Annotated in this window: 30 protein-coding genes; 17 read left to right on the top strand and 13 right to left on the bottom strand. The window is 57.9% G+C overall.

Annotated features, from left to right (window positions below):
• Positions 1 to 28 precede the first annotated feature (28 nt).
• From AC2FJF_RS16870 to AC2FJF_RS16860, 3 genes are read right to left on the bottom strand one after another with little or no spacing between them, the layout of a single operon-like run.
• Positions 29 to 604 (bottom strand): MotE family protein, encoded by a 576-nt coding sequence (locus tag AC2FJF_RS16870; protein ID WP_496726415.1) that lies wholly within the window; start codon positions 602 to 604, stop codon positions 29 to 31.
• Positions 601 to 1,062 (bottom strand): hypothetical protein, encoded by a 462-nt coding sequence (locus tag AC2FJF_RS16865; RefSeq protein WP_496726414.1) that lies wholly within the window; start codon positions 1,060 to 1,062, stop codon positions 601 to 603. Before AC2FJF_RS16865 ends, AC2FJF_RS16870 begins: the two co-directional genes overlap by 4 nt.
• 9 nt (positions 1,063 to 1,071) lie before the next feature.
• A complete protein-coding gene (locus AC2FJF_RS16860) occupies positions 1,072 to 1,569 on the bottom strand; it encodes a flagellar basal body-associated FliL family protein (RefSeq protein WP_496726412.1) in 498 nt (165 codons plus the stop codon).
• Positions 1,570 to 1,688: 119 nt separating this feature from the next.
• On the opposite strand from AC2FJF_RS16860, the gene fliF reads away from it, so the two are divergent.
• From fliF to fliP, 4 genes are read left to right on the top strand one after another with little or no spacing between them, the layout of a single operon-like run.
• The gene (fliF, locus tag AC2FJF_RS16855; RefSeq protein WP_496726411.1) at positions 1,689 to 3,278 is read left to right on the top strand and encodes a flagellar basal-body MS-ring/collar protein FliF; all 1,590 of its coding nucleotides are present in this window, start codon (positions 1,689 to 1,691) and stop codon (positions 3,276 to 3,278) included.
• Complete coding sequence (locus AC2FJF_RS16850) at positions 3,278 to 3,874, top strand: FliH/SctL family protein (protein WP_496726410.1); 597 nt, start codon at positions 3,278 to 3,280, stop codon at positions 3,872 to 3,874. The genes fliF and AC2FJF_RS16850 overlap by 1 nt, the downstream gene beginning before the upstream one ends.
• Entirely contained in the window at positions 3,867 to 4,154 is a 288-nt protein-coding gene (locus AC2FJF_RS16845; RefSeq protein ID WP_282119613.1) for a FliM/FliN family flagellar motor switch protein, read from the top strand. The genes AC2FJF_RS16850 and AC2FJF_RS16845 overlap by 8 nt, the downstream gene beginning before the upstream one ends.
• The gene (gene fliP, locus AC2FJF_RS16840; RefSeq protein WP_496726409.1) at positions 4,154 to 4,885 is read left to right on the top strand and encodes a flagellar type III secretion system pore protein FliP; all 732 of its coding nucleotides are present in this window, start codon (positions 4,154 to 4,156) and stop codon (positions 4,883 to 4,885) included. The genes AC2FJF_RS16845 and fliP overlap by 1 nt, the downstream gene beginning before the upstream one ends.
• A gap of 4 nt (positions 4,886 to 4,889) precedes the next feature.
• Here fliP and AC2FJF_RS16835 read toward each other — a convergent pair whose 3' ends face one another.
• Both AC2FJF_RS16835 and AC2FJF_RS16830 read right to left on the bottom strand, forming a co-directional pair.
• Complete coding sequence (locus AC2FJF_RS16835) at positions 4,890 to 6,332, bottom strand: sensor histidine kinase (protein WP_496726408.1); 1,443 nt, start codon at positions 6,330 to 6,332, stop codon at positions 4,890 to 4,892.
• A complete protein-coding gene (locus AC2FJF_RS16830) occupies positions 6,329 to 7,060 on the bottom strand; it encodes a response regulator transcription factor (protein ID WP_058275016.1) in 732 nt (243 codons plus the stop codon). Before AC2FJF_RS16830 ends, AC2FJF_RS16835 begins: the two co-directional genes overlap by 4 nt.
• Before the next feature lie 217 nt (positions 7,061 to 7,277).
• Here AC2FJF_RS16830 and AC2FJF_RS16825 point away from each other — a divergent pair, with 217 nt between their 5' ends.
• From AC2FJF_RS16825 to AC2FJF_RS16810, 4 genes are read left to right on the top strand one after another with little or no spacing between them, the layout of a single operon-like run.
• Positions 7,278 to 8,522 (top strand): ABC transporter substrate-binding protein, encoded by a 1,245-nt coding sequence (locus AC2FJF_RS16825; protein ID WP_496726407.1) that lies wholly within the window; start codon positions 7,278 to 7,280, stop codon positions 8,520 to 8,522.
• A 56-nt stretch (positions 8,523 to 8,578) separates the two neighbouring features.
• The gene (locus AC2FJF_RS16820) at positions 8,579 to 9,451 is read left to right on the top strand and encodes a carbohydrate ABC transporter permease (RefSeq protein WP_058275014.1); all 873 of its coding nucleotides are present in this window, start codon (positions 8,579 to 8,581) and stop codon (positions 9,449 to 9,451) included.
• A complete protein-coding gene (locus AC2FJF_RS16815; protein WP_496726406.1) occupies positions 9,444 to 10,343 on the top strand; it encodes a carbohydrate ABC transporter permease in 900 nt (299 codons plus the stop codon). The genes AC2FJF_RS16820 and AC2FJF_RS16815 overlap by 8 nt, the downstream gene beginning before the upstream one ends.
• A 3-nt stretch (positions 10,344 to 10,346) precedes the next feature.
• Complete coding sequence (locus tag AC2FJF_RS16810) at positions 10,347 to 11,444, top strand: ABC transporter ATP-binding protein (protein WP_058275012.1); 1,098 nt, start codon at positions 10,347 to 10,349, stop codon at positions 11,442 to 11,444.
• A 71-nt stretch (positions 11,445 to 11,515) separates the two neighbouring features.
• Here AC2FJF_RS16810 and AC2FJF_RS16805 read toward each other — a convergent pair whose 3' ends face one another.
• Both AC2FJF_RS16805 and AC2FJF_RS16800 read right to left on the bottom strand, forming a co-directional pair.
• The gene (locus tag AC2FJF_RS16805) at positions 11,516 to 12,115 is read right to left on the bottom strand and encodes an MlaC/ttg2D family ABC transporter substrate-binding protein (protein WP_496726405.1); all 600 of its coding nucleotides are present in this window, start codon (positions 12,113 to 12,115) and stop codon (positions 11,516 to 11,518) included.
• Entirely contained in the window at positions 12,105 to 12,932 is an 828-nt protein-coding gene (locus AC2FJF_RS16800) for an MlaA family lipoprotein (protein WP_282119606.1), read from the bottom strand. The genes AC2FJF_RS16805 and AC2FJF_RS16800 overlap by 11 nt, the downstream gene beginning before the upstream one ends.
• Positions 12,933 to 13,223: 291 nt before the next feature.
• On the opposite strand from AC2FJF_RS16800, the gene AC2FJF_RS16795 reads away from it, so the two are divergent.
• Genes AC2FJF_RS16795 through AC2FJF_RS16780 form a run of 4 tightly spaced genes read left to right on the top strand, consistent with a single transcriptional unit; the run spans position 13,224 to position 15,966 of the window.
• Positions 13,224 to 13,679 (top strand): RidA family protein, encoded by a 456-nt coding sequence (locus tag AC2FJF_RS16795; protein WP_496721130.1) that lies wholly within the window; start codon positions 13,224 to 13,226, stop codon positions 13,677 to 13,679.
• Positions 13,676 to 14,443 (top strand): glycerophosphodiester phosphodiesterase family protein, encoded by a 768-nt coding sequence (locus tag AC2FJF_RS16790; RefSeq protein ID WP_496726404.1) that lies wholly within the window; start codon positions 13,676 to 13,678, stop codon positions 14,441 to 14,443. The genes AC2FJF_RS16795 and AC2FJF_RS16790 overlap by 4 nt, the downstream gene beginning before the upstream one ends.
• A gap of 45 nt (positions 14,444 to 14,488) precedes the next feature.
• Positions 14,489 to 15,676: a GNAT family N-acetyltransferase gene (locus tag AC2FJF_RS16785; RefSeq protein WP_496726403.1), complete on the top strand. Its 1,188-nt coding sequence runs from the start codon at positions 14,489 to 14,491 to the stop codon at positions 15,674 to 15,676.
• Positions 15,673 to 15,966, top strand: coding sequence for a 4a-hydroxytetrahydrobiopterin dehydratase (locus AC2FJF_RS16780; RefSeq protein WP_170411625.1), 294 nt, complete (start codon positions 15,673 to 15,675; stop codon positions 15,964 to 15,966). Before AC2FJF_RS16785 ends, AC2FJF_RS16780 begins: the two co-directional genes overlap by 4 nt.
• Here the strand turns inward: AC2FJF_RS16780 and AC2FJF_RS16775 are convergent.
• The 4 genes from AC2FJF_RS16775 to AC2FJF_RS16760 all read right to left on the bottom strand — a co-directional run bounded on the left by AC2FJF_RS16775 (position 15,963) and on the right by AC2FJF_RS16760 (position 17,501).
• Complete coding sequence (locus AC2FJF_RS16775; protein ID WP_496726402.1) at positions 15,963 to 16,271, bottom strand: hypothetical protein; 309 nt, start codon at positions 16,269 to 16,271, stop codon at positions 15,963 to 15,965. The two genes, AC2FJF_RS16780 and AC2FJF_RS16775, sit on opposite strands and share 4 nt — an antisense overlap.
• A 33-nt stretch (positions 16,272 to 16,304) precedes the next feature.
• Positions 16,305 to 16,655: an EF-hand domain-containing protein gene (locus AC2FJF_RS16770; protein WP_496726401.1), complete on the bottom strand. Its 351-nt coding sequence runs from the start codon at positions 16,653 to 16,655 to the stop codon at positions 16,305 to 16,307.
• Between the two features lie 10 nt (positions 16,656 to 16,665).
• The gene (locus tag AC2FJF_RS16765; protein WP_496726400.1) at positions 16,666 to 16,911 is read right to left on the bottom strand and encodes a glycine zipper 2TM domain-containing protein; all 246 of its coding nucleotides are present in this window, start codon (positions 16,909 to 16,911) and stop codon (positions 16,666 to 16,668) included.
• A gap of 104 nt (positions 16,912 to 17,015) precedes the next feature.
• Positions 17,016 to 17,501 carry a peroxiredoxin gene (locus AC2FJF_RS16760; protein ID WP_496726399.1) on the bottom strand — a complete coding sequence of 162 codons (486 nt, stop codon included), beginning with the start codon at positions 17,499 to 17,501 and terminating at the stop codon, positions 17,016 to 17,018.
• Positions 17,502 to 17,600: 99 nt separating this feature from the next.
• Here AC2FJF_RS16760 and AC2FJF_RS16755 point away from each other — a divergent pair, with 99 nt between their 5' ends.
• The 4 genes from AC2FJF_RS16755 to AC2FJF_RS16740 are packed head-to-tail and all read left to right on the top strand — an operon-like array spanning position 17,601 to position 20,206.
• Entirely contained in the window at positions 17,601 to 18,812 is a 1,212-nt protein-coding gene (locus AC2FJF_RS16755; protein WP_496726398.1) for an NAD(P)/FAD-dependent oxidoreductase, read from the top strand.
• Entirely contained in the window at positions 18,809 to 19,366 is a 558-nt protein-coding gene (rsmD, locus tag AC2FJF_RS16750; protein WP_496726397.1) for a 16S rRNA (guanine(966)-N(2))-methyltransferase RsmD, read from the top strand. The genes AC2FJF_RS16755 and rsmD overlap by 4 nt, the downstream gene beginning before the upstream one ends.
• Position 19,367: 1 nt before the next feature.
• Positions 19,368 to 20,003 carry an HAD family hydrolase gene (locus tag AC2FJF_RS16745; RefSeq protein ID WP_496726396.1) on the top strand — a complete coding sequence of 212 codons (636 nt, stop codon included), beginning with the start codon at positions 19,368 to 19,370 and terminating at the stop codon, positions 20,001 to 20,003.
• Between the two features lie 23 nt (positions 20,004 to 20,026).
• A complete protein-coding gene (locus AC2FJF_RS16740; protein WP_496726395.1) occupies positions 20,027 to 20,206 on the top strand; it encodes a hypothetical protein in 180 nt (59 codons plus the stop codon).
• Here AC2FJF_RS16740 and map read toward each other — a convergent pair.
• Complete coding sequence (gene map / locus AC2FJF_RS16735; RefSeq protein WP_496726394.1) at positions 20,194 to 21,006, bottom strand: type I methionyl aminopeptidase; 813 nt, start codon at positions 21,004 to 21,006, stop codon at positions 20,194 to 20,196. The two genes, AC2FJF_RS16740 and map, sit on opposite strands and share 13 nt — an antisense overlap.
• A 200-nt stretch (positions 21,007 to 21,206) precedes the next feature.
• On the opposite strand from map, the gene AC2FJF_RS16730 reads away from it, so the two are divergent.
• Positions 21,207 to 22,022: a class I SAM-dependent methyltransferase gene (locus AC2FJF_RS16730; protein ID WP_496726393.1), complete on the top strand. Its 816-nt coding sequence runs from the start codon at positions 21,207 to 21,209 to the stop codon at positions 22,020 to 22,022.
• 27 nt (positions 22,023 to 22,049) lie between these two features.
• Here AC2FJF_RS16730 and sfsA read toward each other — a convergent pair whose 3' ends face one another.
• A complete protein-coding gene (sfsA, locus tag AC2FJF_RS16725; RefSeq protein WP_496726392.1) occupies positions 22,050 to 22,766 on the bottom strand; it encodes a DNA/RNA nuclease SfsA in 717 nt (238 codons plus the stop codon).
• Positions 22,767 to 22,790 lie beyond the last annotated feature (24 nt).

Genomic DNA, 22,790 nt, shown 5'->3' with positions numbered 1-22,790 from the left:
TCAGATGCGGGCGTAAAGTACATGTGCGCTACTCCTGCGGAGCCGCAGCATTGCGACCGGCGATGATCACACTGATCGTATAGGCGGCTTCGGGGCTGAGACCGGCCAGAACACCTGCTGCTGCGTCAGGTGGCATCCGCGACAGAAAGCCAGCCGCAAAGCCGGGGTCCATGGTTTCGAACAGGGCGGCTGCGTCCTTGGGCTTCATGCTCTGATACACATCCGTCAGGCGCGTCAGATCGGTCTCGGCGGCTTTTTCGGCGAAGGCCAGTGTCTGTCGCAGCGACTCTTCGGCCTCCTGCAAGGCAGCCAGGCGCGTTTCAATCGCCTGATCCGCGATATCGAGCGCCTTTTCCTTGTCTTCCAAAGCGGCCTCTCGTTTTTTGAGTGCGTCTTCGCGGCGTAGCAATTCGGTCAACAATTCTTGCGCACCGGGCTGTTCGGGTTGGCTGCCCCTCGCCAGCGATGGGGCGGGATCGGATCCTTTAGCCAGCGCGGGGCCGGCCTCGAATCCTATTCTGATCGCGGCGGAACCGATCATAAGCATCGCGATCACCGCAAGAACGCCGCCTTTGGGGCGATTTTCCGCCCGCTTCCGCCTCATGTCGCGGCCTCGCTGCGGTTGTGACGCAGGAACATCAACCCACCTAGACGTTTGACCTGAGTCTCGGCTGGCGCGTCTTCTTCAATAACGGGCACTGAGGTGGTTTGGGATTGTTCTTCGGAAACAAATGGCACAGGCTCTGGTATAGGGGACTCGGTCGTCTCTTCATCGTCCGGCACTACGTCATGCATCGAGGCCATCATCAGCTCAAGCCGCTGCGCCACTGTTTCGGCGCGCTCGGTTAAATCCTTCAGCGCAACGCCAGATTGATCCGAGGCGTCGCGCGCTGAATCCAGTGACCGTTTCAACTCTTCCGCTTGCGATGACAGCACGCTCACGGCACCACCGACGCCTCTTTCAAGGTCGGTAAAGCGTTTCAACCGCCTGGACAGGACGAAACAATAAAGACCCGCACCCAAGGCACCTGCCACCAGCAAAATATCTGCAATCAGCTCCAACTTCGCCTCCTAGTTCAGTACGAATTCCATGACGAGAACATCACGCACACGGCCTTCACCGACGACGATTTCGATACGCCGTAACAGATGTCCTCGGATGCGCATAAGCGCGAGCGAATCCTCAAGATCCGTTACCTCAATCGCGCGCAGATATGCGTTCAGCACGTCCATGATTCGCGGTTGCATCTTTTCCACATCCGCCATGTACGGCGCGTTCACCTCGAGCTGGGCATGAAACTTCAGATGTCGCGAATCGCTGGTGTTTACCGAAACGACGACTGGGGCAAGGTCAACGAATCCGACCTTTGGCAGAGCCTTGGCAGGCTTGCTTTTCTCTGTTTCCTCGGCGTTTTGTACAACGGGTTTTCCACCTATTGGCAACAGGCCGGTGGTGGTCAGGAAATACCCGCCCGCAGCACCGGCTATCGCCAGAATCGCGCCTATTATCATTCCCTTTTTCCCATATTTTACTGGGACTTCTGCCTGTTCTGCAGTCGCGTCGGTCATGACGTCCTCATTCCTACAATCTGCAATCGTCATAACCCGGCAGGGACTAACCGATTGTTAAGGGCAATCGTCCAAACAAGGGATGCGTCGCACAGAATGTCGGCGAGTCGGAGGTGATCGTGCAGCAGATCGGAACTGTCTGGGCAAGTTTGGACAGGCGTAAACAATTCATTGTCGCGGGTGCAGTCGTGCTGGTGTTTTTGGGGGTCCTTGCGATGTCGCGCCTAGTGACAACGCCGTCGATGACCCTGCTTTACGCCGGATTAGAAAGCGGCGCTGCGGGGGATATCGTCCGTTCATTGGATCAGCGCGGGGTGCAGTATGAGATTCGCGGTGGCTCAATTTATGTGCCGGGATCACAACGGGATGAATTGCGCCTGACGCTGGCCAGCGAAGGCCTGCCTGCAACGGGAAACCGGGGCTACGAGCTGCTGGATTCGCTCAGCGGGTTTGGCACAACATCGCAGATGTTTGACGCCGCATATTGGCGCGCCAAGGAAGGTGAATTGGCCCGAACCATTGTAGGCAGCCCCCATATCAGTCAGGCGCGCGTGCATATTGCCAATGGATCAGCCAATCCGTTTCAGCGCAGTGTTGCACCAACCGCATCGGTCTATCTGGTCGCATCGGGCACGGACATCACGTCGGATCAGGCAAAGGCGATCCGGTTCCTGGTGTCGTCCGCAGTCAGCGGACTGGCGCCCGAGAACGTCACCGTCATCGATTCGAATGGCGCAGTGATCGGGGCACAGGACAACCCGGTGTCCGCAGATACCGCTGACGATAAATCGCGCCAGCTGCGCGAGCGGGTTCTGCGTCTGGTCGAAGCCCGGGTCGGAGCTGGAAATGCTGTCGTCGAGGTGAGTGTCGATACGGTGACCAAGACAGAATCAATCCGCGAACGGCGTTTTGATCCCAATGGCCGTGTGGCCATCAGCACCGATGTCGAAGAGCGTTCGGACAGTGCTCGCAACCAATCCGGGGATGTGACGGTTGCGTCAAACCTGCCCGATGGCGATGGCGCGGGCGGGGACGAATCCAATTCGAACGCAACCCAGACCCGAGAACGGGTCAACTACGAGGTTTCCGAAACCGAGCTTGAGGTTCACAACGGTCCCGGCGCGATCAAGCGACTGACGGTGGCTGTTCTGGTAAACGGAACGCGATCCGTGGACGCAAACGGCAGTGAAACATTCACGCCGATGCCGCAGGCCGAGATGGATGCACTGCAAGAGCTTGTGGCCTCGGCAGTGGGCTACGATGCCGAGCGGGGCGACGTTATTACGCTGAAATCGCTGGATCTTCCGGTGGTGGAGCCGCAGGGCAGTTTGGCAACCGCCTCGCTGTGGCAGAAATTTCATATTGACGCGATGTCGCTAATTCAAATGGCAGTGCTGGCGCTGGTTTCGTTGGTGCTTGGTATGTTTGTCATCCGCCCCATTTTGACGCAGCCGGCGACCGTTCCGGCGCTGTTGTCCGCAGGTTCGGCTCAGGAACCTGACGCATACCTGACCGGCGAAATTGCGACGGAAGAGGGCGGGCAATTCACCACCTTGCCAGGGCAGGCGCCCACAGGGAACGTTCCGGCGCTTGCGACCGATGCCGGGGCGGACCCGGTGGATCGGCTCAGGGCAATGATCGGCGACAAACAGGAAGAAACGGTCGAAATCCTGCGCAGTTGGCTGGAAGAAGGTGAGGAGCGTGTGTGATGTCGATTGCCCATCTTCTTGAGGATTTCACTTTACAGGCCGGCGGTGGACAGCTGCACGTACTGGATGAGGACGCGTTAGAGGAACAAAGGCTGGCCTCGTTCGAGCAAGGCTATAGCGCCGGCTGGGAAGACGCGGTCCAGGCGCAAGAGCAGAGCCGGGGGCAGGTTTCGGCCGAATTGGCCAAATCGCTCGAAGATATGTCTTTTACCTACCATGAAGCGGTTAACCGGATGGCCCTGTCGCTGGTACCGATGTTTCAGAGCCTGACACAGCTGGTTTTGCCGGAAATGCTGGACCGAGGGTTTGCCGTTCGGCTTGTCGAGCAGCTCACCGATATGGCGCGCGGGCAGATCGGACAGCCCATGCAAATCTTCGTACCCTCAGGTCGTGTGAACGAGGTGGAAGACCTGATCCCCGCTGAGCTGTCATCACCTGTACAGGTGATTGAAGACCCGTCGCTTGAAGCGGGGCAAGCGCGGCTCAAGGTCGGGGTTTCCCAGCGCGAGGTGGATTGCAGCGGTTTGCTTGCTGCAATCGATCAAGCCTTTCAGGCGTATGTTTTTCAGGCAAAAGAGGCAGTGACCAATGAGTGATCCGCAAACCCCGAAATCCGAGAAGCCCAACCCGTTTGAGGCCGTTCCGATTGAAGTCACCGTATCGGTTGGCCGGGCGCGCCCTTTGATCCGCGATTTGCTGAACATGGGAGAAAACGCCGTGCTGATGCTGGACAAACGCATCGAGGATCCGGTTGACCTTTATGTCGGCGACCAGCTTGTCGCACGTGGTCTGCTAGAGGAGATGGAGGGCGAGCAGGCCGGTCAGCTGGCCGTGCGACTGACTGAAATCGCGGATCTGCAAAACGGGATCGGCTGATGCGCCGATTTCTAATTCTGGCGGTCGCGTTTGCGGTTTTGACCCCGTCTTTGACCACGGCGCAGGAGTTGTCTGTCTCGCTGGGCGAGGGCGGTTCGATATCTGCGCGAACGATTCAGTTGATCCTGTTGATCACCGTGCTCAGCCTGGCTCCGGGATTGGCGATCATGATCACCTGTTTTCCGTTTCTGATCACTGTTTTGGCGATCCTGCGCCAGGGTATCGGGTTGCAGCAATCTCCTCCCAATATGCTGATTGTCAGTCTGGCGCTGTTTCTGACTTATTTCATCATGGAGCCGGTCTTTTCCGAAGCCTGGACAACAGGAATTCGGCCGTTGGTCGATGAAACGATGGAGGTCGAGCCTGCATTAGAGCGTGCATTACAGCCGTTTCGCGGTTTCATGGCTGCGCGATTGGACCCCGATACGTTTCACGCCATGGCCGCCCTGCGCCCCGGTGGTGATGCCACAACGCTGTCGCCCGACGCGCCGCTGTCCATCCTGATGCCATCCTTCATGCTGTCCGAAATTGCGCGCGCTTTTCAGATCGGGTTTTTGGTCTTTCTGCCATTTCTGATCATCGACCTTGTGGTTGCGGCGGTGCTGATGTCGATGGGGATGATGATGGTGCCGCCAGCCACAGTGTCCTTGCCGTTTAAACTGGCGTTTTTTGTCATCGCCGACGGGTGGTCCCTGATCGCCAGCGCGCTTGTGCGCAGTTATGCGACCTAGGTTTTTATTGCCGGGCGATTTGCAGACAGGCGCGCAGGCCGCAGTCGCCGGCCTCAAAGCGCATTTCTCCGCCATGCTGTTCGGCCACGGTGGCGGCAATTGTCAGGCCCAAACCATAGCCGTCGGACGATCCGGTGTTGGACCCACGACGAAATGGAGCCATCAGGTTTTCGATGTCCTCCACCGACAGATCGGTGCCCTTATCTTCGACCGTGATCGTCGCGGTGGTCGCATCGGTCGCCAACTGCACTTCGGCGTGTCGACCATATTTCAACGCGTTGTCGATCAAATTGGTCAGCGCACGCCTAAGCGATATGGGCCGTGCCATGACCAGAACGCGGCGTGTTTCGGTCAGCTGCCCATGTCCGCGCCGGGACATGAACACCGATGTAACCCCATCGACCGCGACGGGGTCGGTCTTTTTTAGTGTCACGGGCAGGTCCATATCCTGATAATCGGCGACCAGAGCCTCGACCAAAGAGGTCAGAGAAATCTGGCGCGGTTCCTCAACATCCAGTTCGGATCGCGTATAGGTCAGGACACTTTCGATCATGCCCGTCATCTGATCCACGTCCGCCTCGAGCTTTTCGCGTAGTTCATCGTCGGGGATCAGAGCGGCACGCAGGCGAACGCGGGTCGCAGGGGTACCCAGATCGTGGCTGACACCGGACAAGACCGTCGCCCGCTTTTCAAGCTGCGCGCGCTCGGCCTCAAGATGGGCGTTCACTGCCGAGACGATATCGCGCAGTTCATCCGGGCCATCCGCCTCATAGCTTTCCGGCCCACCAAGACGCTGCCGTTCGCGCAACGCGCGGGCAAACCGGGTGAAGGTATCTGAGACGTTACTGACTGCGGATAAGATGACCGCCATTGCGACGATCCCCATAAGAATTGCGGGCAGACGTAAATCCATTGGGGCCGCCTGACAGCCCCAGATCGGGGTCCCGTCGACCTGATGCCAGGCCTCGCGTCCAAATTTCGCAATCAGGATCGGCTCACTGCAATATGTCGCCAGCAACCGGGTCAGGTTTCCCATCTTTTCAGGCCCGGTTTGATCACTGCCTGACACAATGTCCGAAACCGGATAAACCAACCGGTCGGACAGGATCGCTACGCTTAATTCACGCCCGCTGAGCGGCGAGGAACTGTCGGTCAGGATCGAAAGGTTGGTGACGAAACGGCGGTTTGAAAACCCGGGCAACCGCTGAAATTCACCATTTTCGGCAAGGGCCGTATCCTGGGGCGGCAAGGGCGTTATCGACAACCCCTCGGAGGGGGCCATGCCTGTTCGCAACTCTTCGTAGACGGCGAACCCCGCCACAAAAGATTGCAGCAGGTATTCGTTCCAGGCGCGCGCCGAAGCGAACCATAACCCTGCAGACAGCAAACCGGCGGCAAAGGCCGAAAGGGTCCAAAGCCACCCCAGATTGCGCAGGCGCAGTGTCATTCTTCGACCGAAATGTCGGCGGCAAAGATATACCCGACCCCGCGTTCCGTGCGCAGCATTTGCGGATCTTTCGGGTTGGTCTCGATCTTGGATCGCAGGCGACCGACCAACATGTCGATGGCGCGGCCTTGCGCTTCGGACTTGTCGCTGTCCCCCGTGACATCCAGTGCCGTGACGATTTCATCGCGCGTCAGCGGAATATGTGGATTGGCCAGCAAGACCTTGAGCAGGGCGGTTTCCCGCTGTGACAACGCGACCAAATAGCCTTCTGGCGAATGCAAATCATCACGCTTTCCGTCAAAGACCCAGCCATCAAAACGGAAGGTGCGGGTTCTGCGGCGATACGCCAGCGAAGACGACCGCCGAGCGCGCTGCATTACTGCCCTGACACGGGCCAGCATCAATTGGGGGTTGAAGGGTTTGGCAATGTAGTCGTCTGCCCCAACTTCGTACCCTGCCATGCGCTGATGGTCGGCGGACAGGGCAGAGACCAGAATGATCGGGACGTCCTGTTCGCGCCGCAACCGGGCGCAGATATCAATCCCGTTCTCGTCCCCCAGCATGACGTCCAACAAAATCAGATCGATCCGGCCATTGGATAGGTGCGCCCGGATTTCCCGCTCGGAACTGGCGGGTAGGGCGATGAAGCTGTTTTGCTGCAATAGCTGCGTCATCATCGACCGCATCTCAGGGTCGTCATCCACCACCAGAAGCCGCGGAATGCTCACTCTGTCTTTCCTCCCGATCTTTTCCCTCTGTCGTCGTCCATTGTAACGAATGGAAACAGATTCAATGCCAACGTAACACGCTGTAACAGAAGTGGTGAAAATTTGGGCTGTTTCTGTGCTTTAGCGTGAATTCTGCTTTGCCAGACGGCAATCTGACCACAGTAATAGCGCCATCGCTGCTTTGGCAGTCACTGAGTTCTCAGGGAGGAGACAAAAAATGAAGCGTTTTGCATTTGCCACCGTTTCGACTTTGGCCGTTGTGGCCGGATCGTCCGTTGTGGCCGAGCCGCAGGCAGAAGTTCTGCACTGGTGGACCTCGGGTGGTGAGGCCAAATCGGTTGCCGTTCTGCAGGAAGAGTTCGCCTCGAACGGCGGTACCTGGACTGACATGCCCGTTGCGGGTGGTGGCGGTGATGCAGCCATGACCGCGCTGCGGGCCCGTGTTCTGGCCGGTAACGCACCGACTGCCGTTCAGCTGAAAGGCCCTGCTATTCAGGAATGGTACGAAGAAGGCGTTCTGGCCGATATCTCGTCTGTCGCCGAAGCCGAAGGCTGGGCCGAGGTGCTGCCTGCGTCCATCGCGGGTCATATGCAGTGCGAGGGCACGTGGTGCGCCGCACCGGTGAACGTGCACCGCGTGGACTGGATCTGGGCCAACGCCGACGTTCTGGCGGCAAATGGCATCGAAATGCCGACCACCTGGGACGAATTCAACGCTGCCGCTGACAAGCTGCAGGCCGCTGGTGTAATCCCGCTGGCCCATGGTGGTCAGGCGTGGCAGGACGCGACCGTGTTTGAAACGGTGGTCCTGGGCATCGGCGGACCCGAGTTCTTCCAGAAAGCACTGGTTGATCTGGATCCCGAAGCGCTGACCTCGGATACGATGGTGCAGGTCTTTGACCAGATGCGCACACTGCGTGGTTATGTGGACGAGAACTTCTCGGGCCGCGACTGGAACCTGGCGACTGCAATGGTCATGAACGGCGAAGCGGCGTTCCAGATCATGGGTGACTGGGCCAAGGGTGAATTCCTGGCAGCTGGCAAGAAGCCTGGCGAAGACTTCCTGTGCGCCTCGACCCCCGGCGACGGATATCTTTATAACGTAGACAGCTTCGCCATGTTTGACGTGGAAGGAGACGACAAGAAAGCCGGTCAGGACCTGCTGGCCAAGCTGATCGTCGCGCCGAACTTCCAGAAAGTGTTCAACCTGAACAAAGGCTCGATCCCTGCACGGACCGATGTTGGACTGGAAGACTTCGACATCTGCGCCAACCTGTCGGCAGAAGACATGGGTACGACCTCGGCAGGTGGTTCCCTGCTGCCGTCTTACGCCCATGGCATGGCGCTGCGCGGGTCGCAGTCCGGTGCGATCACCGACGTTGTGACCGCGCACTTCAACTCGGATATGTCCTCGGCTGACGCGGTTCAGCAACTGGCGGACGCGGTGGCCAACAGCTACTGATCCAAAACGCTCTGCCCCTATGCTGAGGGGCAGAGCACTTTTCCCCGGAGGAAAAAATGTCCGAATGGCTGGAAAACCACCTGCCCAAGGTGGTGCTGGCACCGTCGTTCATCGCCGTATTGATTTTTGTCTACGGATTTATCGGATGGACCGCATGGGTGTCGCTGACCCGATCGAAACTACTGCCGAAATACGAGATCCATGGCTTCATTCAGTATGAACGCCTGTTCGATTCCCCCCGCTGGGATACGGCAATCAACAACCTGTATATCTTTGGCGCGCTGTTCATCGTGATCGCGATGGTGCTGGGGCTGTTGCTGGCCATCCTGCTGGATCAGAAGATCCGCGTCGAAGGGGTCATTCGCACCATCTACCTGTACCCGATGGCACTGTCGATGATCGTGACCGGCACCGCATGGAAGTGGATCCTGAACCCAGGTCTGGGCATTGAATCCATGGTGCAGGGCTGGGGCTTTCCGAATTTCGAATTCGATTGGCTGGTGAACCCCGATTACGCCATCTACACGATCGTGATTGCCGCGATCTGGCAGAGCTCGGGCTTTGTCATGGCGCTGTTTTTGGCCGGGCTTCGTTCGGTGGATGGTGAAATCATCAAGGCCGCACAAGTCGATGGTATCCCCACATGGCGCATCTATACGGCGATCATCATACCGTCGATGGCACCGATCTTCCTGTCTGCCTTCATCGTGCTGGCCCACCTTGCGATCAAAAGCTTTGACCTTGTCATCGCGCTGACAGGTGGTGGTCCGGGATACGCGACTGATCTGCCAGCCACATATATGTATGCCATGGCGTTTTCGCGCGGTGATATTGGTCAGGCGGCGTCTTCCGCAATGATCATGATGCTGGTCGTCTTTGCCATCGTGGTTCCATATCTTTATTCAGAGCTGAGGGCGAAAAATGACTGATCTGTCGATGCCCCAAACCCAAACCCGCTCGCAGAGCGCCACCGGCAAGGTTGCCCTGCGTTGGCTGCTTTACGTCCTGCTGGGCCTGTTCGCGCTGTACTACCTGATGCCGCTGTTCGTGATGTTGACGACATCGCTGAAAAGCCTTGAGGAAATCCGCACCGGGTCCCTGATCTCTCTGCCGCGCGAAGTCAGCTTCGACGCCTGGAAAACCGCATGGTCCGGCGCTTGTACCGGTATCCAGTGCGAAGGTCTGCGGCCTTACTTCTGGAACTCGGTCCTGATCGCGGTGCCTGCAGTGTTTTTGTCCACCCTGATAGGTGCGCTGAACGGTTATGTCGTGGCGCAGTGGCGGTTCAAAGGGGCGAACATCATCTTCTCTCTGATGCTGTTCGGTTGCTTTATCCCGTTCCAGGTTGTCCTGCTGCCAATGGCGCGTCTGCTGGGCATGATGGGGATCGCCGGAACCATTCCGGGCCTGATCTTTGTCCACGTGATCTATGGCCTTGGCTTCACTACGCTGTTCTTCCGCAACTACTATGTCACCATTCCGGCCGAGCTGACCAAAGCCGCCCGGGTCGATGGGGCAGGCTTTCTGCGGATTTTCTGGTCGATCTTCCTGCCGCTGTCACTGCCCATCATCGTTGTGACCGTAATCTGGCAGTTCACGCAGATCTGGAACGACTTCCTGTTCGGTGTGTCGTTCAGCCAGGCGGGCACGCAGCCCGTGACTGTGGCGCTCAACAACATCGTAAACTCCACCACCGGCGTCAAAGAGTACAACGTCGACATGGCCGCCGCGATCATCGCGGGGCTGCCGACGCTGCTCGTCTATGTCGTTGCCGGTAAGTATTTCATCCGCGGCCTGACCGCTGGCTCTGTGAAGGGATAACCCATGGCTCCCATCCTTGATATCAACAAACTCTACAAGAATTACGGTGCAACCGAGATTCTGAAGGACATCAACATCTCGATCGAACCGGGTGATTTCCTGGTGCTGGTCGGCCCCTCGGGCTGCGGTAAATCCACCTTGCTGAACTGTATTGCGGGGTTGGAGGAAATCACCGACGGGACACTGGCGATTGGCGGCAAAGACATGACCCATGTCAGCCCCAAGGACCGCGACATCGCGATGGTGTTCCAATCCTACGCTTTGTATCCGACGATGAGTGTGGCCAAGAACATCACCTTCGGCATGAAGGTGCGCGGGGTCGATCAGGCAACGCAGGAGGCCAAGCTGAACGATGTGGCCTCACTGTTGCAGATCGAGCCGCTGCTGAACCGTCGTCCCAGCCAGCTATCCGGTGGTCAGCGTCAGCGTGTGGCGATGGGCCGAGCGCTGGTGCGTGACCCCAAGCTGTTCCTGTTTGATGAGCCGCTGTCGAACCTCGATGCCAAGCTTCGGGTTGAGATGCGGACCGAGATCAAGAAGCTGCACCAAACCTTGGACGCTTCTATCGTCTACGTGACCCACGATCAGATTGAGGCGATGACGCTGGCCACCAAAATCGTGGTCCTGAAGGGCGGTATCGTACAGCAGATCGGCAGCCCGGCCGAGATCTACAACAATCCGGCCAATCTGTTTGTCGCCGATTTCATGGGCTCGCCGGCAATGAATCTGATCCCTGCGCAGGTCACAAAAAACGGATCGGGTACACAAATCGTCATCTCGCGCGACGCCGGCGAAACGCTGGTTCTGAACGATGCGCGCGATCTGGCGTTGCCCGAGGATGTGATCCTGGGTTTGCGCCCCGAGGATATTGCCGAGGCCGGTTTCCGTGCCGGTGATGGCGTGCAGGAAGCGGCGTGCATGGTCGATATGGTCGAACCCGCAGGGGCCGATACCTACGTCGTCTCAGAACTGGGCGGCAAGCAGGTGACCGCAAGGCTGCACGCGGAAACCAGTGCTCAGGCGGGCAAGATGCTGAACCTGGCCTTCGATATGAGCAAAGTATCTTACTTCGCCAAAGAAACCGGCGAGCGCCTGAATTGAACTAAAAAACGCCGCGCGAACCCTATCGCGCGGCGTTTTTCTTATACTTAACCGGGTTGGCTGACCTTGGTTTAGCCCATGTCCTTGATCAAACGGTTCAGGTCGCCGCCACGGGCGTCCAGCATAGCGCCAACCTCGGTTCGTTCGGTCAGCAGCATATTCACCCCTTCGATGAACATGTTGAAGAACTTGTCGCGGCCTGATTTGTCCGAAACCAGGAATGTCACCTCGAACGGGGACGAGCCCTGCAGCTTAACCGAGGTGCGTACCTCGTAACCGGCCTTGATTTTCCGGGCTTTCCGGACGGTGACTTGCCCACCAATGAATTCGCGGAAACGTCGGCCATACTTGTTCGAGATATAGCCCTGAAACGCTTTGGTGAACTGCTTCAATTGCGACGGGCTGGCCGAACGGGCGTCCGCCCCCAGCACATAACGTGCCATGATCGGCACATCGGCATATTGCACAAAGACCTTTTCGAAATCGCGGATCATCGCCTTTTCGGATTTGCCCGAGGCGATAATGCGGTTGATGTCATCCACGACACTGACGACCAGAGCCTTGGCGCTGGCTTCAGTCTGGGCAAAGGCGGAAAAAGGCAGGGCGGTCAGTGCCAGACCGGCAAGGCCAGTGGCGACAAAACCGCGTCGGTTCATATGGTTACTCGGCATAGGGGTCCTCATAGGGGTCCTCGTATGGGTCTAGATAGGGATCTCTGACAGGGTCGGTCCCATTGTCTGCATAAGGGTCGTCGTAAAGACCCAGATAGGTTTCTTCGTCGTCTCTCGCCAGTTCGAAGCGGCGATTTTGTAGGTAAATGGTCCGCGCCTGCGCATAACTGTCGGCGCTTTCATACAGGATCGAGTCGACCGTGTCCGAAAAACGCCCCCGATCGCCCATCCGGCGCACGACCTCGGCATAGACACCGATATTGTCGACCGGACGGACCGGAGAGAAGTTGATCGGGTTCGAGAACAGGTTGACGATAACGCCAATCGAGTCCCGCTGCGTTGACGGGCCATAGAGCGGCAGCTCGACATAAGCGCCCTCGCCAAAACCCCAGACGTGCAGCGTTTCACCGAAATCGGTATCCACAGGCGGAAGGTTCAGTTCGTCGGCAGGGGCTGACAACCCCAGACCACCAACGGTCGTGTTGATCACAAACTGCAACAATGCGTTGCCCGACTGCTTGAGGTTGCCTTGCAGCAAGTAGTCCACGGCTTGGCCCGGCATCGTCAGGTTTTCGGCAAAATGGTTGAAGCTGGTCACCATCGGGTCGGGCACGATCTTTACGTACCCTTTCGAGGCCGGACGAAACAGAAACCGGTCAACGCCAAGGTTGAATTTGTGGATACCCCGGTTGTTGCGTTCGTACGGATCAAATGCTTCACCCTGCTGAACACCCTCCGGAGGGCGTGTGGTGCAGGCGCTGAGAACTGCCAATACGGACACAACGATCAGGGGTTTTAGGTTGATTCTGCTCAACACGGTCTTTGCCACTCCAAAACGTTCGGACAGTCCGTGCCCGAACACTTAATCAATACTCTCTTTGGCCGTTGTGCCCGGCCTACCCAAAGTCACATAGGCGTTTCGCCACCAATATGAAACAGATAGCGTTTAACCTGCCGAACAGGTCAACGTAAAGTGACACAGGTTCAACAGTTCAGAATAAGAAAAGTTACGCCCACAACCGGTGCAGGTCACATCACCGTTTTCGCACTTTTCGATCCTTGCCTTCCCGGTTAGCTTCGCCCCGACTCAAATTTGGGAGGAGACCTCATGAGCATCGCGGCGAAACTGGAAAGCCTGGGTGTCAACCTACCGGACGCGCCTGCGCCGGCGGCCAACTACGTGCCCTTCGTGCGCGTGGGCAATATCGTCTATGTCTCGGGGCAGATCTCGAAGGCGGATGATCTGATCACTGGCAAGCTGGGCGACGACATGGAAGTCGAAGCAGGCGCTGCTGCGGCCAAGGTTTGTGCGATCAACCTTCTGGCGCAGGTCAAGGCGGCCTGCGGTGGCGATATCGAAAAGTTGGTGCGCGTCATCAAGCTGACCGGGTTTGTGAACTCGACGGCAGATTTTACTGCGCAGCCGCAGGTGATCAACGGCGCGTCGGACTTTTTGGTCGAAGCGCTGGGCGATGCAGGTCGCCATTCGCGTTCGGCCGTCAGTGCGGCGGCACTGCCTTTGGGTGTCGCGGTTGAGATCGAAGGTATCTTCGAAGTTCAATGACGCCCGCGCTACCTGACGTATTCCTTCAAGTCCCGCTGGCGCATCGCGCGCTGCACGACAAACAGGACAACCGCCCGGAAAACAGCCGGGCGGCCATCCGGGCTGCGGTCGACGCCGGTTATGGGATCGAGATTGATCTGCAACGGACCTCGGACAACCGCGCCATGGTGTTTCATGACTATGACATGACCCGCCTGACCGGACAGCCCGGCCCGATCCAACTGATCACGTCGGTTCAGGCATCAGGCACCACGCTGTTGCACGCGGACGATGGTATCCCGACGCTGGATGAGGTGCTGCAAATCGTGTCAGGCAAAGTACCGCTGCTGATCGAATTCAAGGATCAGGACGGCGCGATGGGCACATCCGTGGGCCCGTTGGAACAAGACGCGGTGCGTGCATTGTCAGGTTACGATGGGCCGGTGGCGTTGATGTCGTTCAACCCCAACTCGGTCGCTGAACTGGCGCGGCTGGCACCGCATCTGCCGCGTGGCATCGTGACGGGATCGTACCAGCCCAAGGTCGAACTTTTACCTCAGAGCGTTTGTGACCACCTGCGCGACATTCCGGATTTCGACCGTGTCGGGGCCAGTTTTATCAGCCATGAGGTCGAAGATCTTGACCGCCCCCGCGTGGCCGAACTGAAGGCACGCGGTGTACCGATCCTGTGCTGGACTGTGCGGTCGCCTGAACAAGAGGCAGAGGCCCGCGAAGTTGCGGACAATGTGACCTTCGAAGGGTATCTAGCTGTACAACCGGGTTGAACCAGCCCTGCGACGTCACAGATAAAGATCAGAGGCGGAGGGCAAATGGATCAGGCACAGATCGAGGTTCGGGTGCTGGGCTCGCTGTCGCAGATATCTGCGGCGGAATGGGACAGCTGCGCCTGTCCCGAGGTTGCCGATGGCGGCCGTCCGCTTGATCCGTTCACCACCCACCGGTTTCTGCTTGCGCTTGAACACAGCGGCTCGGTCGGGCGCGGAACGGGCTGGCAACCGCAATACCTGACGGCCTATCTGGAAGGGATGCTGATCGCGGCGGCGCCGATGTATGCCAAATCCCACAGTCAGGGCGAATACATCTTCGACCACAACTGGGCGCATGCCTATGAAGGTGCCGGGGGTCGTTATTATCCCAAGCTGCAGATCGCCGTGCCGTTCACACCCGCAACAGGTCGGCGTTTTCTGGTGCGCCCCGGCTATGAATCGGTTGGCATGTCTGCGCTGGTGCAGGGGGCGGTGCAATTGGCTGCAGACAATCAGGTGTCTTCAGTCCACGCGACGTTCTGCACCGATGCCGAGGCGCTGGCGGGCGAACAGATGGGGCTTATGCTGCGTCAGTCGCAGCAGTTTCACTGGCTGAATGACGAATACCAAGATTTCGACGGATTTCTTGCGGCATTATCGTCGCGCAAGCGCAAGAACATTCGCAAAGAACGCGCGCAGGCCATCGATTTTGGCGGCGAAATCCGCACTCTGACCGGGGATGACCTGCGCCCCGAACACTGGGATGCCTTCTGGCAGTTTTATCAGGACACTGGGTCCCGTAAATGGGGCGTGCCTTATCTGACCCGCCAATTCTTTGATATCGCACATGAAACTATGGCGGACGACATGGCCTTGGTGCTGGCTGAACGGGACGGATACCCCATCGCCGGGGCTTTGAATTTCATCGGCCGCGAAACGCTTTTTGGGCGGTATTGGGGCTGCACTGAACATCACGCCTGCCTGCATTTCGAACTGTGCTATTATAGGGCGATCGACTTTGCCATTGCGGAAGGTCTGGCGCGGGTCGAAGCAGGCGCGCAGGGTGAACATAAGCTGGCGCGCGGTTACTTGCCCACGCGCACGCATAGCTTGCATTGGGTCAACGACCCGGGCTTTGCCGATGCGATCAAGAAATATCTGGACGCCGAGGCCCCCGCAGTGGGAGAAGAGATCGAGATTCTGACGGATTATGGTCCGTTCAGAAAATCGAATCCGGAGGAACAGCAATGACGGAACTATTGTCGACCGAAACTCGCGGCCCTCTTCTTGATCCGCTGTTCGACAACGGCTGGACCATGGTCACCGACCGGGATGCTATCACCAAGACCTTCATTTTCGAGGATTTTGTCCACGCCTTTGGCTGGATGACCCAAGTGGCGATCTTTGCCGAGAAGTGGAACCACCACCCTGAATGGTCAAACGTGTACCGCACGGTCGAAGTGGTCCTGTCCACACATGATGTCGGTGGGTTATCGTCGCTGGACGCCAAATTGGCGCGAAAAATGGACAGCCTCGTTTAACGGTCTCCTCTGGATCCCATGCCGCCGGCCAGAGAAGCTATTTCACCCAGACGACGGAAATCGGCGGGTGTGACCGTGCCGTTGCTGACGTCGATGTCTCGTGGAATACCGGTTGTCCGATTCCCAACCGAACGAACGCTGCGCGCCGCCGGATTGATGTCCAAACATCGCGTATCATAGCACGTCAGGCCCGAAGTACTGATCTGGATCTGGGGCTGTCCGTTCGGTCCGGTCACCACGGGGGCCTGCGGCGTATCACAGGCGGCAAGAAGCCCCAAAATGCCGAAGGCCATCCACTTTTTCATACCACACTCCTATCATTCAGCCCGGTCGTGCGATCAATCCAACTGGCCGTTTCCGTCCTGATCGGCAGCCAGGAAATCATCGCCCATCTGCTGGTCATACTCTGATCGTGAGATAAAGCTGTCGTTGTTGCGGTCAACGTTTTGAAACTGCTTTATGTCCAGAAACGGCTTGGCCTCTTCCAGACCCAGCGTTCCGTTCTTGTCTTCGTCCATGGCCTGAAAGGCATAATCCGAAAAGGCGTTAAACTCGTCCTTGGACAGGAAGCCATCGTTGTTGGAATCAATGGCATTCAGTTCCTTTTCGTGCAGTTCTGCCACTGTTTCCGCCAAGGTTGCACTGGCCAACAGAATGACCGCTGTCGTCAAAATAGCTGTTTTTATCATCATTCTCTCCTCAGCACGCGTAACGCTGGCCCGAGACACCGCCCGCGACGGCCCCCGCTGCGGTCAGGATGTCCTTGCCGGACCCACCGCCGAATTGATTGCCAATGGCCCCGCCGATCAGTGCGCCGCCTAGTGTGCCGCCGAGGCACGCAATCTCATGCTGTCGTGCCTGCTGTTGCTGAGGTGTCGGGGCTGGGCCGCAGGCGGCCAGTGCACCTGCCGAACCCAGAATGACTGTGATGATTTTGAGCTTCATCAAAAAAACTCCCTGAATGAATGGGGCAAGTATCGACCCATCAGGAAGTTGCATCAAGTGAAATAGGGTTAACGTGGCCCCGGTTGTACCGGGGCCCGAGTGACCTAGATGGACTCAAGCAGACCTTCGCCCGCGGAAATCTCGCAGGCACCTGGGTTTTCTTCAAGATTCAATGCAACGACTTTGCCATCTTCGACCAACATCGCATAGCGCTTTGAGCGCGCAAGCAGGCCGACGGGCGGGGCGTCGAAATCCATGCCAATGGCCTTGGTGAATTCGGATGCGGCGTCGGCCAGCATGGTCAGGCCTGCGCCTGTCGCGCCAGTGGCTTCGCCCCACGCGCTCATTACAAAGGGGTCGTTGACCGAGACGCAGATGATCTCGTCCACGCCCTTGGCGTCGAACTGTTCCTTGGTTCGCATAAAGCTGGGCACGTGGGCCGAGTGGCAGGTCGGCGTGAATGCGCCGGGCACAGCAAAGATCACAACTTTGCGGCCTTTGGTCTTGTCTGAAATCCGAACCTCTTCGGGCCCTTCTGCCCCCATTTGAGTCAACGTTGCGTCGGGAAGCGTATCACCGGTTGAAATCATCTTGTTCCTCCTGTCGATTGGATTTGCAGAGTCGGCCTCAGCCGCAATATAGGTGAGCCAGAGAATGAAACCACGGGAATTTGACAGGGCAGGACGAAGATGAGCCATATTGTTGTGATCGGAGCCGGGCAGGCGGGATCATCTCTTGTTGCAAGGCTGCGCAAGGACGGGTTTGAAGGCGATATCACGCTGATCGGTGCCGAGCAGCATCTGCCTTATCAGCGCCCCCCACTGTCCAAAGCTTATCTGCTGGGTGAGATGGAGCTTGAACGCCTGTTCCTGCGCCCCGAAAGTTTCTACGCCGAAAACAACATCACCCTGCGTCTGGGTCAGCGCGTGACCGCGATCGACCCCAAGGCCAAGACTGTTACCCTGAGTGACGAGGTGATTTCATATGACGAACTGGCCCTGACCACCGGTTCTGACCCGCGTTACCTGCCTGCGGCCATTGGAGGTGACCTTGAAGGCGTCCATGTCGTGCGCGACCTGACCCATATCGACGAAATGGAGCCCCGCGTGACGGAAGGTGCGCGCGCTTTGATTGTGGGTGGTGGTTATATCGGGCTTGAAGCGGCTGCCGTTTGCGCCAAACGCGGGGTCAAGGTCACTCTGGTCGAGATGGCGGATCGGATTTTGCAACGTGTCGCGGCACCGGAAACCAGTGATTACTTCCGTGATCTGCATTCCGAATACGGTGCTGACATCCGTGAAGGCGTCGGGCTGGATCGTCTGGTCGGCGAAGACGGCAAGGTCACCGGGGCCGTCCTGACCGATGGCACCAAGCTTGAGGTTGATTTTGTCGTGGTAGGCGTGGGCATCGCACCCTCGACCGAATTGGCCGAGATGGCCGGGTTGGAATTGGACAACGGCATCAAAACGGATGCCCATGGCCGCACCTCTGATCCGGCTATCTGGGCGGCGGGCGATTGCGCGTCGTTCCCACATGATGGCGGCCGTATCCGGCTGGAAAGTGTACCGAATGCCATCGATCAGGCCGAGATTGTTGCTCAGAACATGCTGGGTGCCGCCAAAGACTATGTGGCGACGCCGTGGTTCTGGTCGGACCAGTATGACGTCAAACTACAGATCGCAGGTCTGAACACCGGCTATGACCGCGTGGTGACCCGTAAGGGTGACGGGCAGACGGTGTCCTTCTGGTACTATAAAGGCGATCAGTTGATCGCGGTCGACGCGATGAATGACCCGCGTGCCTATATGGTGGGCAAACGCCTGATCGATGCAGGCAAAACGGCCGACCCGGCGGTCGTGGCCGACCCAGACGCGGACCTGAAGCCGCTGCTCAAAGCGTGAGGATCATCGCCGGAGAGTTCCGGGGCCGCGCCTTGGCCTCGGTCGGCAAAGGCGATGCCGGGGCGCATCTGCGTCCCACCACGGATCGCGTGCGTGAAAGCCTGTTCAATGTACTGAGCCATCAGATCGACTTTGACGGGCTGCGTGTTCTGGACCTGTTTGCCGGCACCGGCGCATTGGGGCTTGAGGCGCTATCGCGAGGCGCGGCGCATGTGACTTTCGTGGATGACGGGCGCGTGGCGCAGGGGCTGATCCGTAAGAACGTTGATCTGACCCACAGCAAGGACCATACCGATCTGATCCGTCGCGACGCGACGCGATTGGGTGACAATCCGGGCACGCCTTGTGATCTTATTTTTCTCGACCCGCCTTACGGCAAAAGCCTGGGACAAAAGGCGCTTGCAACGGTCACTCAAGGGGGATGGCTGGCAAAAGACGCCTTGATCGTCTGGGAAGAAAACGCCCCCATGGAGGCGCCAGAAGGGTTTGACCTGCACAATACGCGAAAATATGGCGACACGCATATTTCGCTGATGTGGCGGACAGAGGTCTGACATGCACGATCTGGTCATTTTCGATTGCGATGGTGTTTTGGTCGACAGTGAGCCCCTGTCCAATCAGGTGATGGTCGCGAACTTTGCCCGACATGGACTGTCCTTGACGGCGGAGGAGTGCCACAGGATTTTCACCGGCAGGACCATGCCGGAAGTGCAAGATATCGCGCGCGATTTGGGGGCCGACCTGCCCGAGAACTGGATTATGGAATTCGATGCCGAAACCGACGCCCGACTGCGTCAGGGTGTTCCTTTGGTTCCGGGTGTAGCGGAATTGCTGACGCTCTTGGATGCACGCGGAATTCCTTTCTGCGTGGCGTCCAATGGCGGGCCTGACAAAATGCGAGTCACGCTGGGGCAGAATGGTCTTTGGGATCGCTTCAAGGATGTGATGTTTTCAGCCTACACTTTGGGAGTCGGTAAGCCTGACCCCACCATGTTCCTTACAGCAGCCCGTCAATTTGAGGCCACCGCGCCAGTTGTAATTGAAGACAGTGCCAGCGGCGTCACCGCAGCAATCCGTGCCAATATGCGCTGCCTGGGCTATGTGCCTGACGGAAATGGTGCATTTCTGGCGGACCTCGGAGCAGAGGTTTTCACCGACATGGCCGAGGTTCCGACCCTTTTGGGAATCTGATCTGACCATGGTAAGCTCGGCCCATGGACCGCGCTTTGACCTCACCTCTCTGGACACCTTCGAAGGACGCCGAAGCCCGCACCGGCCCCGAGCCTAAGCCAATGCGCGCGCCTGTGTTCATCCACGACGCGATTACGCCGTGGGGCAAGGAAACATTGCTGCTGAAACTCCTGCGCGAACAGGCGTCAGATCAGAACGAATAGGTCGGGTGGAACTTGTCGCCCGGTGACAGGGTAAAGATATCGACACCATCAGCCGTCACACCCACCGAGTGTTCGAACTGCGCTGACAGTGACTTGTCGCGGGTCACAGCGGTCCAGTCGTCGGCCAGTGTTTTCGTCTCAGGACGGCCAAGGTTCACCATCGGTTCGATGGTGAAGAACATACCCTCTTCCAGAACCGCGCCAGTGCCCGGACGGCCATAGTGTAGAACGTTTGGCGGCGCGTGGAACACCCGGCCCAGACCGTGGCCACAGAAATCGCGCACGACGCTCATCCGATGCGCCTCGACATATGCCTGAATCGCGTGGCCGATATCGCCGAACGTATTGCCCGGCTTGACCGCTTCGATGCCCTTGAACAGCGCATCATGTGTGACTTGGATCAGACGTTCAGCCTTGCGGGGTAGTTTCCCCGCGACATACATGCGCGAAGTATCGCCGAACCAGCCGTCCACAATGACCGTGACGTCGATGTTCAGAATGTCGCCATCCTTCAGCTTCTTGTCACCGGGAATGCCGTGGCAAACCACGTGATTCACGCTGATACAGCTGGCATGCTGATAGCCCTTGTAGCCAATTGTCGCCGATGTCGCGCCCGCATCCTCGACCATCTGCGTGATGAGCCCGTCAATCACACCAGTTGTCTGGCCTGGAAACACATGTTCTGCAATATCGTCGAGTATCCGCGCGGCCAAAGCCCCTGCCGCATGCATGCCGGCAAAGTCGCCCTGTTCATAAATGCGGATGCCGTCCTTGGTCAGACGGCCACGATGTTCTTTCATCGACGCTAAGCTCCAAATGTTGCGCGCAGCCTGCCTTTTACGCTGCTTGTGCAGAAAGTTCCAGAGGGTGTGCGTTTGCGGGTGTTAGATGACGCTGAATGCCCCCGGATCAAGGCTGCAAAGTCTATCAAATTCGCTCAAAATCATAATTTCAGATAGAATGTTGTTTTTTCCCAGTGAGATCGTTTTGGAGGATCGAAATGTCCAGCAATTCTGCCAGTTTTATCGGTGAAATTCCACACCACTACGATCAGGGTCTGGGACCGAACATTTTTGTAGACTATGCCGACAGGTTAACCGGGCTGTGTGGCGGCCTTGAAACGGGTCGCGTTCTGGAGCTTGCCGCAGGAACGGGAATTGTCAGCCGTAAGCTGCGCGACGCATTAAACCCGTCTGTTTCGCTGACGGTTACGGACCTTAATCCGCCCATGTTGGAGATTGCAAAAGCCAAGTTCTCCGGCAGTGAGAATGTCGAGTTTGTCCAAGCGAACGCAATGGAACTGCCATTCGAAGACAACAGTTTTGACCTGATCGTTTGCCAGTTTGGCGTGATGTTCTTTCCGGACAAAACCGCGTCATATCGCGAAGCTGCCCGTGTTCTGAAGCCAGGTGGCCGGTACGTGTTCAATGTATGGAGCGATATGTCCGAAAACCCGTTTTCCGAGACAGCCCACAAAGCGGCGATGACGTTCTTTCCCGAAAACCCACCCGGATTCTACAAAGTCCCGTTCCACTATGGCGACCCCGACATCGTACACACGGACCTTGCGGCCGCAGGTTGGCGGACCGTTACGCACGAAACCATCAGGCTGAACAAACCAATCGCCGACCTTGAGAAATTTGCGACAGCCCTGGTGTATGGAAATCCGTTGATTGACGAAATCAGAGCGCGCGGAGGCGTCGATCCGGATGCGGTTGTGGCCGAAATGCTGTCGGCGCTGCGGTCCAGATTTGAGGCCAGTGATATGGTGATGCCCCTTTCAGCAACCCAGTTCGAATGCCGAAACAAGGGGTGAACCGGACCTGACGGGGGGCGAGAGACATTATCCGGGCAGGTTAAAATCCCCGAATCGTGTGGTATCCACCCAAACACCGTCGGGCGAAATTTGCGTACCATACACCAATCGTTCGACACCCTTCGCCTGTGCCGTCTCAAATGCCGCCGCATAGGCCGGGTCTATATCCGCCGCCAGCGAGAACCGGTCGCAATCGCTGCGTTGCACCAGATACAACATGATCGCGCGATGTCCTTGGGTCACCATGGCCGTCAGCTCTCCCAGATGTTTGGTACCGCGTGCGGTGACGCTGTCGGGGAATTCTGCCAGATCCGGTTCTCGGGACAGGGTCACGCTTTTGACCTCGACATAGGCGTCCGGCAGGCCAGGTTGCGTCAGCAGAAAATCAATACGGCTGTTTTCGCCGTACTTCACCTCGGGACGGACGTTTTTATAGGCTGCAAGCTCAGGTATTTCACCGGCCTGAAGGGCCGCGCGCAGGGCTTTGTTGGGTACTGAGGTGTCAACACCGGTAAAATGCCCGTTCTCATGATCGACCAGACGCCAGCCGTATTTCAGTTTTTTCTTCGGGTCATCGTTGGGTTCCAACCAGATCTTCTCGCCGGGTTCCGCCAGACCCATCATTGACCCCGGATTGGCGCAATGGGCGGTTACTTCACGCCCGTCCTCTAACTGGCAATCGGCCAGAAAGCGTTTGTAGCGGCGGATAAGGCGGGCGGGGATCAATGGGGTGGCAAACTTCATGCCACCCGGCTTACCGCGCCCCCG

This window comes from Ruegeria sp. CDSB013, assembly GCF_059611165.1.
The sequence above is the reverse complement of the archived record's forward strand: the minus strand, read 5'-3'. Positions and strand labels throughout refer to the sequence as shown.

Bases quoted from the DNA above. Each gene is read 5' to 3' on its own strand.
- AC2FJF_RS16795 (WP_496721130.1), top strand. From the start codon at position 13,224: ATGAGCATCGCGGCGAAACTGGAAAGCCTGGGTGTCAACCTACCGGAC.
- AC2FJF_RS16835 (WP_496726408.1), bottom strand. From the start codon at position 6,332: ATGACACTGCGCCTGCGCAATCTGGGGTGGCTTTGGACCCTTTCGGCC.
- AC2FJF_RS16845 (WP_282119613.1), top strand. From the start codon at position 3,867: ATGAGTGATCCGCAAACCCCGAAATCCGAGAAGCCCAACCCGTTTGAG.
- map (WP_496726394.1), bottom strand. From the start codon at position 21,006: ATGAAAGAACATCGTGGCCGTCTGACCAAGGACGGCATCCGCATTTAT.
- AC2FJF_RS16745 (WP_496726396.1), top strand. From the start codon at position 19,368: ATGCACGATCTGGTCATTTTCGATTGCGATGGTGTTTTGGTCGACAGT.
- AC2FJF_RS16740 (WP_496726395.1), top strand. From the start codon at position 20,027: ATGGACCGCGCTTTGACCTCACCTCTCTGGACACCTTCGAAGGACGCC.
- AC2FJF_RS16780 (WP_170411625.1), top strand. From the start codon at position 15,673: ATGACGGAACTATTGTCGACCGAAACTCGCGGCCCTCTTCTTGATCCG.
- AC2FJF_RS16870 (WP_496726415.1), bottom strand. From the start codon at position 604: ATGAGGCGGAAGCGGGCGGAAAATCGCCCCAAAGGCGGCGTTCTTGCG.
- AC2FJF_RS16775 (WP_496726402.1), bottom strand. From the start codon at position 16,271: ATGAAAAAGTGGATGGCCTTCGGCATTTTGGGGCTTCTTGCCGCCTGT.
- AC2FJF_RS16785 (WP_496726403.1), top strand. From the start codon at position 14,489: ATGGATCAGGCACAGATCGAGGTTCGGGTGCTGGGCTCGCTGTCGCAG.
- AC2FJF_RS16760 (WP_496726399.1), bottom strand. From the start codon at position 17,501: ATGATTTCAACCGGTGATACGCTTCCCGACGCAACGTTGACTCAAATG.
- AC2FJF_RS16755 (WP_496726398.1), top strand. From the start codon at position 17,601: ATGAGCCATATTGTTGTGATCGGAGCCGGGCAGGCGGGATCATCTCTT.
- fliP (WP_496726409.1), top strand. From the start codon at position 4,154: ATGCGCCGATTTCTAATTCTGGCGGTCGCGTTTGCGGTTTTGACCCCG.
- AC2FJF_RS16730 (WP_496726393.1), top strand. From the start codon at position 21,207: ATGTCCAGCAATTCTGCCAGTTTTATCGGTGAAATTCCACACCACTAC.
- AC2FJF_RS16815 (WP_496726406.1), top strand. From the start codon at position 9,444: ATGACTGATCTGTCGATGCCCCAAACCCAAACCCGCTCGCAGAGCGCC.
- AC2FJF_RS16770 (WP_496726401.1), bottom strand. From the start codon at position 16,655: ATGATAAAAACAGCTATTTTGACGACAGCGGTCATTCTGTTGGCCAGT.
- AC2FJF_RS16790 (WP_496726404.1), top strand. From the start codon at position 13,676: ATGACGCCCGCGCTACCTGACGTATTCCTTCAAGTCCCGCTGGCGCAT.
- AC2FJF_RS16860 (WP_496726412.1), bottom strand. From the start codon at position 1,569: ATGACCGACGCGACTGCAGAACAGGCAGAAGTCCCAGTAAAATATGGG.
- AC2FJF_RS16765 (WP_496726400.1), bottom strand. From the start codon at position 16,911: ATGAAGCTCAAAATCATCACAGTCATTCTGGGTTCGGCAGGTGCACTG.
- AC2FJF_RS16805 (WP_496726405.1), bottom strand. From the start codon at position 12,115: ATGCCGAGTAACCATATGAACCGACGCGGTTTTGTCGCCACTGGCCTT.
- AC2FJF_RS16820 (WP_058275014.1), top strand. From the start codon at position 8,579: ATGTCCGAATGGCTGGAAAACCACCTGCCCAAGGTGGTGCTGGCACCG.
- AC2FJF_RS16825 (WP_496726407.1), top strand. From the start codon at position 7,278: ATGAAGCGTTTTGCATTTGCCACCGTTTCGACTTTGGCCGTTGTGGCC.
- AC2FJF_RS16810 (WP_058275012.1), top strand. From the start codon at position 10,347: ATGGCTCCCATCCTTGATATCAACAAACTCTACAAGAATTACGGTGCA.
- sfsA (WP_496726392.1), bottom strand. From the start codon at position 22,766: ATGAAGTTTGCCACCCCATTGATCCCCGCCCGCCTTATCCGCCGCTAC.
- AC2FJF_RS16850 (WP_496726410.1), top strand. From the start codon at position 3,278: ATGTCGATTGCCCATCTTCTTGAGGATTTCACTTTACAGGCCGGCGGT.